This window comes from Saprospiraceae bacterium (genome assembly GCA_016709995.1).
Taxonomy (GTDB): Bacteria; Bacteroidota; Bacteroidia; order Chitinophagales; family Saprospiraceae; genus JADJLQ01.
The window spans coordinates 1213088-1226123 of record JADJLQ010000002.1 but is presented as its reverse complement, the minus strand read 5'-3'; the positions used below and the strand labels follow the sequence as shown (position 1 = coordinate 1226123).

The following is a 13036-nucleotide window of genomic DNA, read 5'->3' as shown; positions in this document are numbered from 1 at the left end:
TCAATTAGCTAAAAGAAAGATACCGTCACCTAACTCATTTATAATAGCAATTGTATCTTTAATAATTTATTACATATTTTTTTTCAATGATTATAACTATATATTTTACAATTTTACTATTACGCCATTCACTCAATCTATTTATTGATCTTCCGTTTTTATAAGTACACAATCATTTTAACATCTTATAGAAAAATATAAAATCAAATTATTTCTGATACCAAATATAATCTTTTAGACGACAATCCTGGTACGGAAATAAATGATTTGTATAGTCGTTCCAAATATGCAAAGGAGTTGGTTAAGTATATTAATGGCACTAATACAAGTGTTTCATTTGCAATTTCAATAACTGGTAATTGGGGATCAGGCAAATCCGATTTCTTAAAAGATTAAAAGAAAATCTATTAATTGACACCAGAAATATAACAATAGATTTCAATCCATGGATTTTCAACAAATCCAATGCTATTTCCGAAGAGTTTTTCAAGGCTCTATCAAGCGCGTTAGCTCCATATAATCGTTCCCTTATAAATGAAATAAATGATTATTCAAATAGGGTTTTAAGGCCGGCCAGAGAAACTTACTTTAAGTTTTTAGATGCTCTAATAGGGAATTTATTTAGAACAGATGACATCAAAAATAAAATTGATAGTATAAATAGTAGTATTTCGTTATCCTCAAAAAAGATTATTGTTTTTATAGATGATATGGATAGGTTGAATGGAATGGAAATAATTGAAACTTTAAAATTAATCCGAAATACGGCAAATTTTAACAATTTATTCTTTATTGTGGCAATTGATTATAATTATATAGTTAATATTCTTAAAAAATCTAACCAAATAGATAATGAAACTGATTACTTAAAAAAGATATTTCAGTTAAACATAGCTTTGCCAGCATTTAGAAAAGATATTCTTAAAACCGAATTTAAAAAAATGCTTTTGGCAAATAAAATTGATGAGAAACAATGTGAAAAAATAATATCAGCTTTTCCTGGAGGAGAAGCCATTTTAAATGAAGGTGAAGAAGATGGTTCGTTCATATCAGTATTTCCATACCTCTTTGAAGAATTAATTGAAAATATAAGAGATTTAAAAAGGTTTTATAATTCGTTAATCATTTCATTTGATATTTTAAATGAAGAAGTTGAAGTATCAGACCTTGTAGTGCTTGAATTAATCAGAAACAAAAATCCAGAAATCTATAATAGTATTCTCAATCAAATAATAATATCAGGCAATCTTGATAGCTGGAAAATAAATGAAGACATATTAAAATCGTTTACATCGGCATTAAAACCTAAGGATATAATTAATATTCAATCTGCACTTAATTTTATTATTTCTAATTCTAAAAATAAAAACTCACGAAGGTTTTCTTTGCCACACAATTTTTATTTATATTTCTCATACCAATTATTTAATCTAATATCCTTTTCTGAATTTAATAATGCATTTAATGCAGAAGAAGATGTTTTGGTGGAAAAATTTGAAATGTGGATTAAAGATGGTAAACAAAGAGAGTTAATACTGATAATTTCAAATATCGGCCAGTTTGAAAATTCAACTTTTTTTGAAAAAATGATATCGGCTTTATTAAGAGCCTCTAATACTCAAGACGAGTTAACAAGGCTTTGGAATAAATTAATTTTACATGATTGGCATAAAAACAAAAACCTATATTTTAATAACGACGATAAACACGTTGATGATTTTATAATTAGAATTTTGGAAAAAGGATCAATAAGTGAATTAAATAGAACATTTATTGCATATGAATTACTTTATGATCTACTTAGAGATAGACATGAATTTGATGTAACTATTCGCCCGAAAGAATTAATCAGAATAATGTATAAAATATTTGACGAATATTTAAGAAAAGAAGTAAAAAATAATCATGATTTATATAATATGTTCTACATGCAAATTTATAAATTTGTAAATAATAATAGAATATTGTTCCCTCCTGCTTGTAGGAGATATAAAAATTTCTTATTGCATGATGATATGGCTTTTACTTATTATATAAAATCTTTAGTTAGATCATTATATAATCCACTTCGGAAGGAAAATGATGATTTTGTTTTTGATCCGTGGCTCATTGATATTTTCCCAAACAAGGACCTATTCCTGAATCGCCTCACAAATATAGAATTCAATGATGATTCGATGACCCAACTCCAAGGCATTCTTATTCCTCACATAAATCAATATTATTTAAATTCAATAAAATCATTTAAACTTGGCGATAATGCATTTTTAATTTACAAAATTATGAAAGAATTAGATCCAACATTAGTAATATATTAAATAGTATTTAATCTCTCCTTCAGATTGCGTAACACTTATCCATCCGCTCCGATATCTCCTTCAATCTCACCCGATCTCCACCACTTACTTCGGCAGCTCCCCAACCTTTGTAACCAATATCAAAGAGTGCTTTATTTACTGCAGACCAATTGGCATCGCCATCTCCGAGCTCAGCGTCAAAACCTTTCCAAACACCGAGGTCATTGGCCATCTTTCGACTATAGTCTTTGATATCCGTTTTGAGGATTCTTTTGCCCAAGGTCTGGATCCAATGTTCCGGCCAACCATACCGTACGATATTGCCGATGTCAAAATGCCAGCCCACCATGGGATGATTGAATTCGTCTACATACCGGGCAGCTTCCAGCGGGCTGAGCAGAAAATTATTCCAAACATTTTCAAAAGCTATTTTAATGCCTGTCTTTTCTGCTATCGGTAATAGTTTTTTTATCTCGAATTGAGATCTTTCATAGGCTTCCGCATACGACACTTTATCATTGACCACTGCCGGCACCAGCAAGACGGTCGTACCTCCGTACTTTTTACAATCATTCAAGGAGATTTTCATAGACTCTACACACCTGGCTCTGACTGCAGGATCCGGATCAGACAAGGGTGATTGCCAGTGGACAGAATTGACTACTCCCGGCAGTTCGATGCCGGTTTTGTCCCGGGCATTGAGGATTTCATTTTCGGGTAGTTCATTGGGGCTATCCAGTTCGATGCCATCAAAGCCAAGATCTTTGACCAATTTGAATTTATCCAGAATAGACAAGTTTTCTTTGATCATGCCGTACTTTAAAGCTTTTTTAATCAGCGGAGCTCCCGTTTTTTTTGTTTCCCATACAGGTACAGAAAATGCTACCGGAGCCATCGCACTATATTTTAAAAAAGTTCTTCGCTTTAGATCATTCATAATATCCCTTTAAATGGATTGAATCGAGGATGTGAACCTGGTGTTGACGAATTCAAACAAGAATTATACAAACTTAGTCAATCCAGGTCTGGCCACTTCCTTTATCTCCCAATCCAGATCCCAGGAATAATCATCGATGGGTGGTGTAAGCACTTCATTGGAGTTGAGGGCTTCGTCCCAGGTAAGATCTTTGCCGGTGTAAGCTACCATGCGACCCCAGATGGCGAGCATAGTACTGTGGGCACTTCTGATTCCATCATTGATAGGGTCGCCCTTTCTGATAGAGGCGAATAGTTCATCATGTTCGGTTTGGTACATATTTGGTTTGTCTTTGTCGGTGTGCTCTTTTTCCCAGCTCCAGTTTTTAGCACCTTTGATCTCATGATGATTCCAGACGCCTATATCACAGCGACCTTTGGTACCCAACATTTCAATAGAGTAGGCACCTGCAGTCTCTTTCTGTTGTCTGCTGTGATGAAATCCCCGACTACCATCCGGATAGTCATACGTGATCGAAAAATGATCGAAGATGTTACCGTATTCTGGTTCGATGCGACTTTGCCTGCCACCCATGCCTGAAGCTTTGACAGGCAAAACATCTCCTTTGGACCAGGACATCAAATCCAGACTGTGGACCGCTTGTTCTGTAATATGATCGCCTGACATCCAGGTATAATACACCCAATTGCGGAGTTCTTTTTGAATTTGCCCCAGCTGGGTTTTGTCTCGCGCCACCAGCTTGCCCCTGTATTATAGGTATTATACATAGACAGTACTTCACCGATATCCCCATTGATGACTCGCTTAAAAGTCTCTCGTTTGGGCATATCATAGCGCCAGCAGAATCCTGACATAAAACCAAACAATCTCTATCACCTTGCGGATCCCCGGAGCATCTACTGCGACCGGTTTTTCGAAGAATACATGTTTACCTGCATTGACTACCGCTTCGAGATGGGCCGGTCTGAAACAGGGCGGAGTGGCCAGGATGATGACATCTACATCCGTCTGCAGCAGCTTTTTATACGCATCGAATCCCAAAAACTTTTGGCCGGCCGGCACTTTGATTTTATCCGGGACCTCCTCCATCAGTGATTGATAGGAGGTATCCAGCCTGTCTTCAAACACATCTGCCATCGCCGTTAAATAAACATTTTTGTCTGCTTTCATCGCTTGCAGAGCAGCCCCACTGCCTCTTCCTCCGCATCCGATGATCCCTACCTTGAGGGTATCTGCGTTAAAATGATGGCTCGGATAAGGATTGGCGATCACATTAAAACCTACTGTACCTGCAGCTAAAGTAGAACCGGAGATTTTAATAAATTTCCTACGGGAGGAATTGATTTCTTCTTTTTTCATAAATTTTTCTTTAAAAAATATAGGTAAGCAAAAATAACCACCTTTGAGATAAAGCTAAGCAAAATATGCAGCAAATGATTATTTATACGAGAGAAGGAAAAGAATGATTCAGTTAGCAGAGAGTATATTTGATGCCTTTTAACTAATACCATTTATTGCTTTTGAACCTTTGAATATATCGCAAATACAGCTTAATACCCTGGAAACGCTCAGGCTCCATATCAGAAAACTTGAGGTATCCGATGCGGCATTTATCCATACATTGGTCAATACACCGAATTGGATACGATACATTGGAGATAAAGGAATACATTCGGTCGAGGCTGCTGCTGACTACATCTACTCCATCTTAAGTCATCAACAAAAACATTATTGGGTGGTCAGTTACAAAGCAGATCAGATACCCATCGGTATCCTCACTTTTATGCAAAGGGATCACCTGGAATATCCAGATTTTGGATTTGCTTTTTTACCGTCCTTTACCAGGCAAGGATATGCCTATGAAGGATGCGTAGCCCTACTTTCTCAGCTCTTTCTCTGCGGGGCATTCCATGATGTTTTTGCGATTACATTGATTCATAACACAGCATCCATTGGACTTTTACAAAAACTCGGCTTTGTAAAATGGAATATGATTGAGGTAGCTGGGGAGCAATTGTATACGTTTAGATTAAATATTGATAATTTTAACTACTCAGATAAATAAAACAAAGACCCTAATACTTAGGCATAAGTCACATTCTCAAAATAATCCTTGAACGTGGCGTCTTTAAGTGTCTTGCCCAATCCATCCTCCCAATTTAGATTAAAGGTGGCATAACTATATTCTAGCAATACTAATACAAATAACTGCAAATTAGGAGCATCAATGTTAATGCAACACGAGAAACATTCTTCATATCTTCATGTTTACTCCAAAAATAATCTGTCTGAAGCCGCCTCCAAATATTCCTGAAGTTGCTCGGTTCAATCGGGAAGCTCTGTAGACCTCGTTCGTGATATTTTTTCCATTGACAAAAGCCGTAAAGTTTACCTTTTTTCCAAAGCTGAAATCATAGTTTGCAAAAGCATCTATTGAATGATATGCGGGCAATTTTCCAATAGCTCCATCGGCAGATTCGTTCTTGAAATTGTTGAATTCTGTGAATTGTTCACTTACAAAATTACCGGACACACCAAAAGTCAAACTTTTCCAGTCATAATTTAACCCCACCGAAGTGTTCCATCTTGGCGTATAAGGCGATTCTGCATTGGGAATCCCACCTGATCCAAAAGTGATGATGCTTTTAGTGATATTTTGAAAATCTGCCTGGTCAATGGTTTGGTCCGTCAAAAGGGTGGTTCCGCCGGCTCCGTCTGATACATATAACTCAATGGCATCCCTGTTGGCATTTACTTTATCAATGTATTCATTTTGTGCTTTTGTCCCAAAGATGACTTGCGAAAACAGGTCTTTATCAAATACTTTACCTGCCAATACGGTAGACTGCATAAAATTCACATTGCCAAAGAGCCTGACCTGATGCAGATTAGAATTGAACAGCGTTACATCCAGTGCCAATTCTAAACCTTGTACATTGATTTTCCCCAATTCCTGAAAAACTTCATTTTCACCGGCTGCATAAAAATTGCGGGTAAAAATATTAAAATAGGTAAGTTGTCCGTCAATGCTATTGTTCAATATACTACCTCTCCATCCAATTTCCTTGTTCCAACTCAATTCCGGGTCAATATTAATATTTTGGCCTGCAAGCGGAATGTCCACCACTCCATTCTGCTCTACCAAAAAACCAAAAACTTTGGATGGGGCAATCATGCCTTGGTATATGCTGCCAAATAATTCACTTTTTTTGAGATGATATTCCAGGGTGAGGCCTGGAAGGAATTGGGAGTATACGTTGGGTTCTTTGCCTTCCTCTGTACTGCTGATGAGCGGATTCTGCGCAAGGGTAATTAAATTCTGTCGGTACATATCCACAAGCTCCATACGAAGGATGGGGGTAATGCCCCATGATCCAACATTGAATTCGTTTCTTACAAATCCATTGACAGACCACATGCGGTACCACAAATCTGTAGCAGTTCGTCCATTTCTTGCCCAACGGCTACTGTCTGCTACTACAAAACGATCTTTAAAAGTTTCGCCATGCAGATTGACACCGGCTTCCAAAGACTGATCTTGTCCAAATGCTTTCCATTGATAATTAATTGTTTCCTTTACGCCAGACACGGTATAAGTCCACCGACTATCCGAAGTACTTTCCCTCCCATTATTTATCCTGCCTGCAATGATATAATCTTCAGCACCAAAGGTTTTTCCATTCAAATAACTGTACCGGTCTTTGAAGATTTCATCACCTACATAACTTCTCACCGCTGAGGCTTTGATCTTAGTAGTAATTTGCCGCCACCAATCCCGTTCAAAATCAGAAGCATATATTTTTGAGGTAAAACTTAATTTACTTTTAGGCAACCACTTGTGGATAATATCTACCCCGTACCTTCTCATTGTAAATTGGTCAGCATCCAGCGGGTTTTGGGTAGGATCTGTATCAAAGCTGAATGGTGTTTGGGAACTCAATGAAGCCTGGTTGTCCTCAAATTGACCGCTTACTTTAAAATATAAGGATTGGCTTTCAGAGAGTTTCGCAAATACTTTGGCATTCAGATTCAATACTCCGACCGATGAGTTGTTTGTAAATCCATCAAACTTTTTGTACACTCCTTCTACTAATGCTCCGAGATTGTCCCATGTCCCACCATAGGACAACAGACCAGTTTGATAATTTCGCTGACCGCCAATCAATTTCACCCTCAGTTCAGGCTTCTGTGGTGGCAAGGCAGTAATGTAATTGATAGCTCCATAACTGTTATTAGGACCGAATCTTAATATATCAGCTCCTTTATATACTTCGATGGCTTTAATACGGTCGCTTACAGGGTTGTAATAGGCACCGGGTGCGATATAAGGAGCTGGTGCAGAAGGTGTCCCATCCTCCATGAGCAAGACCTTTTTGGAGCGTCTGCCCCAGGAGCCCCTGATGCTGATATTTGGACGGTTGGACAGGCCCATATCACCAACGATGTTGACACCTGGTACGGTTTTCAACGCTTCTTCAGCACTCAATGGGTTGATGTTTTTTAAGGCCATTGGACCAATTTTAAAATTACTACCCTTAAAGCTTGTCTTAAAGTTATTTGGGGATGCACTTACGATGACTTCATCGAGTGTCGAATTAGCCCGGATCATTTCAATTTTACCAATTTGGCTGGTATTGGGAGTTATTTCAACCTGCATTTCACCATACCCCAGGTATTTAATGATAGCCTGGTCATTCTTCCGTTCAGAAATGATTTGAAAATTTCCCTGTTCATCTGTAACTGTTATTGCGCCGCTTACTTGAAGTTGAATTACAGCTCCGACTAAAGGTTGATGGTCATCAGCATCTATGATTGTTCCGGAGATGGTATTTTGTGAGAAAACAATATTACTCACACATAGCACCGCCAGTAGAATAGTGATTTTACCATTCATATTTTGATTCAATTCTAATTATGAATAATCCTTTTAAAGTGCTACACAACTTTAGGATACAAAATCAAATCCTAATCAAAACCTATATGCATAAGTCACACTTAAGAAATAGTCTGCAAATGCAGCATCTCCGTGTTTTAATCCCAAAGGATCCTGTCGGTCAGTAAAAGATTTGGTTCGATTTCTGACCAGTGCGACGGGTAAATTAAAAGCGAACGTATGATGACCTGTCATCCAGGCAATGCCCGGCTCGATGGACAAGATGTATCCTGGTCTGCGGAAACCTTCACTTTTTCCTATAATATCTATAGCGGGCAAGCCCTCCAAACGGCCGCCTAAACTGACAGCCAAACCATGGTGAGGTATCAGCGAATAATTAATACCCAAGCGACCGGCATATTGATCAGAAACAGACAAAGTGGTTTTAGCGTTGGTATTGGCAGGGCTGAAGAGGTAAAAGCCATTATAATACAGACTTGCGTTTTTAAATATGGATTGATAGCCCTGTAACTCAACATTAAAGCCCCAGCTTCCATCTCCAAGTTGGATGGATTGGTCAACATACTTATTGACCAAATAATCCTTTTTCTCTTTGTCCAATTTGTGAAAATCATCCGTAGTTGCTCCGTTGCCGGTAGGTGCTTTGATGCCCAGTCCGATGGCTAGATTTCCTTTAACCGCTTTCGATGGGTCTATCATCCATCTGGTAGCCGTCAGTCTCAAGTCTCCAATACCACTTGAATGGGTCTTAAATCTCAATTGGTTAGGATTAGATTCGAGGGAGTTCCCATAGTGTTCATATAGGGATGATCTGGAATTATTATTATAAGGCAGGTTGATGGCCAGGCTCCAACGATCGGTCAATGCATAACTCAGGCCAAAATCAAAAGAATGTGAATCATTGATTACGTTGGTACCCAAAGCGACTCTTTGTGGTTGTTCCTCAGTGCCTACAAAATGTTTATAAGAATGCAGGAAACGATAACCGGTGGTAAAAATAACCTGCCCCTTTTCTGTAACCGTATTGGTACTGCCGATAGGACCAGCAAACATTTCGCCGGTAGCACAAGCCATATGGCGGACAGCTATACATCCCTGAGCCTGTACTGAAGAAAACAAACCCAAATTGAATAAAAAGATGAAAGCAAGTAGGTTTAAAATTATCTTTTTCATGTTGCTAATTATCAATGTTTTATATATAAATTTTAAAAAGAAGTAAGATGATTTTTGAAGACGGGCAGATTTTCATGGTTCTGTATTAATCAAAATTGAAAATATGGTCATCCTACAAAATAAATTTACTTCATTAGAACGAGGTAAAGTTAGGAAATGCGACCCCGACTCAGCCCGGAAATTTGTGAAATGGGCTTCAGCAAGTGTGAATCTCGTGATTTATGGGATTAAGAATTGAACGGCGTATTAAAATGGATTGTTAGTTTTATCAATCGAAACTGAGATTATATGACATCGAACAGATATAAATGCCTGATAGTAGATGACGATCCACTGATTGGTGATCTAATCAAACATTTTTGTACAAAATCCAGTCTGGTGGAATATTGTATCCTTTCATCGAATGCAAGGGATGGTCTTATGCTCCTTACAAGTGGTGACATCGACTTGGTGTTCTTGGACTATAATCTACCGGATATGAATGGTCAGACTTTTCTCGAGCTTAAGAAAAGCCATATACCCGTCATCATGATCACTTCCAACCCTGATTTTGCAGCTTCGAGTTATGACTATGAAGAGGTCATTGATTATCTGACAAAACCACTTTCTTACGATCGGTTTTTGAAAGCCATGCAGCGGGTTGTGTCAGGAAGCCTGAGTAGCTCTTTGCAGGCGTCAGCTCAGGATACCTTTTATGCACGAGACGGTAATAAAAATGTCAGAATTAAACTTTCAGAAGTACTCTACATTAAATCGGAAGATAATTATGTGGCTTTTATCTTACCTGACACCCAGACCATGGCATTGTATTCCCTTAAAGACCTGGAATCTAAATTACCCAACAATTTCAAAAGGGTGCATAGATCATTTATTGTAAATCTCGACAAAATAGATTATATAATCCTGGACGAAATTTCTATTAGGAATAAAAAAATTCCAATTGGTCAAAAATACCGGGACGACCTGGAATCTACGATCAATACTTTATGATACCGTCTTTTAATTCCTCCAACTGGTGCACAAAATAAGATTCTACTTGCTGCATCAAATGGTTCAATCTTGAAATACTATTGACATCAATCGGACTGTCGATTTGCATTAATTCATTCATTTCATTCAACAGATCATTAATAGTAAATAATTTAAATCGCCTGATCGTAGTAATGATTTTGTGAAAAACCTGCTCAAAGGTTTGTTGATCTTTGATTTGAAGGGCTTGGTTTAATTGGACTCTCATCTCCTCCCATTCCTCGATTAAGATATAAAGGGCATTTTGAATTAAATCCTTTTGATGATCGTAGTCAATATAAAATTCATCCATGAATGGGGGATTGTGATGTTTAAACATCCAGGCTTCCATAATTCGATTAAACAATATGGGCGATGATACAGGCTTTTGGATAAATGCATCTATGGCCATATCTCCAAGTTGATCATTAACCAATTGCATATTCATACCACTTAATAAAATTAACAAAGCCTGCTTGGATCTTAGTGTCATTAATATTGGCAAGAATTGGTTTACAGGCATGCCTTGTAGCATGTAATCGGCAATGATCAAATCAAATGATGCTGAACCCTGCAAAACTTCCAATTCTGCTTTATTCTGAACGCATATGAGTTGCGTGCCTTGCTTATTAAATACCTGCTTGTAAAAATAAATGATCTGCGGATCGTCATCTATACATAAGATGGAGTTGATGGCTGGTGGAAGTGTGTTCAAAGGAGCGTGAGTAACATCTTGCTGCTGCGTAGTTTGAATATATTTGGATACCAGTCTGAATGAAAATTTGGAACCTATTCCTTGAGTTGATTCCACCTTCAATTCTGAGTCAAATAAATGAAGCAATTGAATGATAATGGGCAATCCAAGCCCGGCACCCGACAAATTTGAATTTAAGTCCGTAGCGCCCTGCGTATAATGTCTTTTTTGGATTTTATCTAATTCTTCCAAAGGAATTCCGTCACCTTGATCTATGACTTCAAAATCAAGTATGACATCATCCTCCTGGCGAATGGAATGTAACTCTAATACGATCCGTCCGCCCGGGGGAGAAAATTTAATAGCATTGATTATTAAATTATTCAGAATTTGACTCAGCCTTAAGGGGTCCAGGAAAACAAAGATATCTTCCAAGCCGGCTTCCAGATCATAATCCAATATCAGATGTTTGGACTTAGACAGGAAAAGATGACTGGAGATAATATCTTTAATTAGTCTGGACAGATTTATTTCTTCGGGATGTAAGGTAATCTGTCCGATTTTTATTTTTGAAAAGTCCAGGATATCGTTGACTAGTGATAGTAATTGTTTGGAGCTAAATTGAATAGTCCTGATGGCTGACTGTTGATCCGGCCTGGGTAGGTTTTGCTCGAGAATATTGGTCATACCCAGGATACTTTGCAGAGGATTTCGGATTTCATGACTCATATTTTCGAGGAACTCCTCTTTAGAAAGATTGGCTTTCACTGCGATCTCGCGGGAAGACTCCAATTCCTGGACATTTTTGCTGATTGTTGAAGCCATGGACGAAAAAGCAGTAGCCAGTTCACCTATTTCATCTGTATTGTTAACGACGAGCCGACTCTCTTTGTGGTCTTTTGAGAATTGAACCATTGACCGGGTGATCTTTTTTAGTTCTTTAGATTGCCTCCGCATCCATAAGAAGGCAATCGCAAGAAAACCAAGTGTAATAAACAGGGTCAGCCAGAATGTCTTTTTTCGCCATGATACGAAAGGGTACAAAATATACCGCTCCGGAGTACTGATAGCTACAAAAAGCTTGTAGTCTGTTCTTGGGTGGAGTAAGGTAAAAAACTCAGTAACATATTTTTCTGATATCAAGAGGCTATCAGGGGCTACTTTTCGCTTAAAAGCAGGATCCACCCTGGTCAGATCCGGAAACCAATAATAGGCATTCGGGGGTCTGCCAAATTCAAAACCAAAACATTCTTTTTCATCCGGATGGATTAAAAAGTAACCTGCGTTGTTGAAGACATACATTACTTCTTCGGCAGACACTGTTTTTTTTAAATCATTAAACAAGTTTTGCAAATTCATATTAATGATGACGATTCCATACAAAGCCCGATCAGAGTAGATAGGACACGCGACACGAAGTGTGGGAATATAGGGTATCTGCAGAGAGCCAAATTCCCGGTTTAAATCTATTTCAGAAAAATAGATAGAGCCCTGAGTTAATCTGGATGCTTCTTCAAAATAATTTCTATCCCCCTTTTGCTGTAATTTTTGTCGTGGCGCCAGGACGACGCCGTCGTTAGTTCGATCTGCTCTCACCAATTCCCTACCTCCATCAGCTACACCAATCAGCCGGACCTGAAAGTAAGCAGGTTTTGAATACAACAATGCTTTAAACTCTTCGCCTAATCTTGCATAATGAAAATCTTTCTGGTCAGCAGTCGTATGAATATAATCTTCCACCAGCGGATTAATAGACAAAAAACGAATATCCCGGGCTACATGCTCAAACTGAGCCGTCATTTTCAGGCTGATGCTTTCTACTTCATTTTTAATCTTGTCTTTAGAAGAAGAAACAATCATTTTGGCGCTCAATCTATAAATGGTATAACCAATAAAGAATGACGAAAACACGATTAAAAACAAATAAAAAAATGCATTTTTTACAGCCAGAGGGAGATGTTTTGTAAAAAAAAGGTTATACATAATTCTAGCGAAGTTAGTGCTAATATGTGCTCTTCAGACTCCTGGTTTAT

At 37.8% G+C, this 13036-nt stretch carries 8 protein-coding genes and 1 pseudogene; 4 read left to right on the top strand and 5 right to left on the bottom strand.

Annotated elements, in window-relative coordinates; translation table 11 throughout:
• Window positions 1-267 precede the first annotated feature (267 nt).
• Together IPJ09_19205 and IPJ09_19200 are read left to right on the top strand one after the other, a co-directional pair.
• Window positions 268-396 (top strand): hypothetical protein, encoded by a 129-nt coding sequence (locus IPJ09_19205; protein ID MBK7373519.1) that lies wholly within the window; start codon window positions 268-270, stop codon window positions 394-396.
• Window positions 360-2318: a hypothetical protein gene (locus tag IPJ09_19200; protein ID MBK7373518.1), complete on the top strand. Its 1959-nt coding sequence runs from the start codon at window positions 360-362 to the stop codon at window positions 2316-2318. The genes IPJ09_19205 and IPJ09_19200 overlap by 37 nt, the downstream gene beginning before the upstream one ends.
• A gap of 19 nt (window positions 2319-2337) precedes the next feature.
• Here IPJ09_19200 and IPJ09_19195 read toward each other — a convergent pair whose 3' ends face one another.
• Both IPJ09_19195 and IPJ09_19190 read right to left on the bottom strand, forming a co-directional pair.
• Window positions 2338-3234 carry a sugar phosphate isomerase/epimerase gene (locus IPJ09_19195; GenBank protein MBK7373517.1) on the bottom strand — a complete coding sequence of 299 codons (897 nt, stop codon included), beginning with the start codon at window positions 3232-3234 and terminating at the stop codon, window positions 2338-2340.
• Between the two features lie 63 nt (window positions 3235-3297).
• Window positions 3298-4593: pseudogene (locus IPJ09_19190) on the bottom strand (Gfo/Idh/MocA family oxidoreductase).
• Between the two features lie 169 nt (window positions 4594-4762).
• Between IPJ09_19190 and IPJ09_19185 the strand changes: the two are divergent.
• Window positions 4763-5299, top strand: coding sequence for a GNAT family N-acetyltransferase (locus tag IPJ09_19185; protein ID MBK7373516.1), 537 nt, complete (start codon window positions 4763-4765; stop codon window positions 5297-5299).
• A gap of 189 nt (window positions 5300-5488) precedes the next feature.
• Here IPJ09_19185 and IPJ09_19180 read toward each other — a convergent pair whose 3' ends face one another.
• Both IPJ09_19180 and IPJ09_19175 read right to left on the bottom strand, forming a co-directional pair.
• Window positions 5489-8128 (bottom strand): TonB-dependent receptor, encoded by a 2640-nt coding sequence (locus tag IPJ09_19180; protein ID MBK7373515.1) that lies wholly within the window; start codon window positions 8126-8128, stop codon window positions 5489-5491.
• Window positions 8129-8203: 75 nt separating this feature from the next.
• Window positions 8204-9301 (bottom strand): hypothetical protein, encoded by a 1098-nt coding sequence (locus IPJ09_19175; GenBank protein MBK7373514.1) that lies wholly within the window; start codon window positions 9299-9301, stop codon window positions 8204-8206.
• 288 nt (window positions 9302-9589) lie between these two features.
• Here IPJ09_19175 and IPJ09_19170 point away from each other — a divergent pair, with 288 nt between their 5' ends.
• The gene (locus IPJ09_19170) at window positions 9590-10291 is read left to right on the top strand and encodes a response regulator transcription factor (protein ID MBK7373513.1); all 702 of its coding nucleotides are present in this window, start codon (window positions 9590-9592) and stop codon (window positions 10289-10291) included.
• Here the strand turns inward: IPJ09_19170 and IPJ09_19165 are convergent.
• Complete coding sequence (locus tag IPJ09_19165; protein MBK7373512.1) at window positions 10278-12986, bottom strand: hypothetical protein; 2709 nt, start codon at window positions 12984-12986, stop codon at window positions 10278-10280. The two genes, IPJ09_19170 and IPJ09_19165, sit on opposite strands and share 14 nt — an antisense overlap.
• Window positions 12987-13036: the final 50 nt, after the last annotated feature.

Bases quoted from the DNA above. Each gene is read 5' to 3' on its own strand.
- IPJ09_19195 (MBK7373517.1), bottom strand. From the start codon at position 3,234: ATGAATGATCTAAAGCGAAGAACTTTTTTAAAATATAGTGCGATGGCT.
- IPJ09_19175 (MBK7373514.1), bottom strand. From the start codon at position 9,301: ATGAAAAAGATAATTTTAAACCTACTTGCTTTCATCTTTTTATTCAAT.
- IPJ09_19165 (MBK7373512.1), bottom strand. From the start codon at position 12,986: ATGTATAACCTTTTTTTTACAAAACATCTCCCTCTGGCTGTAAAAAAT.
- IPJ09_19170 (MBK7373513.1), top strand. From the start codon at position 9,590: ATGACATCGAACAGATATAAATGCCTGATAGTAGATGACGATCCACTG.
- IPJ09_19180 (MBK7373515.1), bottom strand. From the start codon at position 8,128: ATGAATGGTAAAATCACTATTCTACTGGCGGTGCTATGTGTGAGTAAT.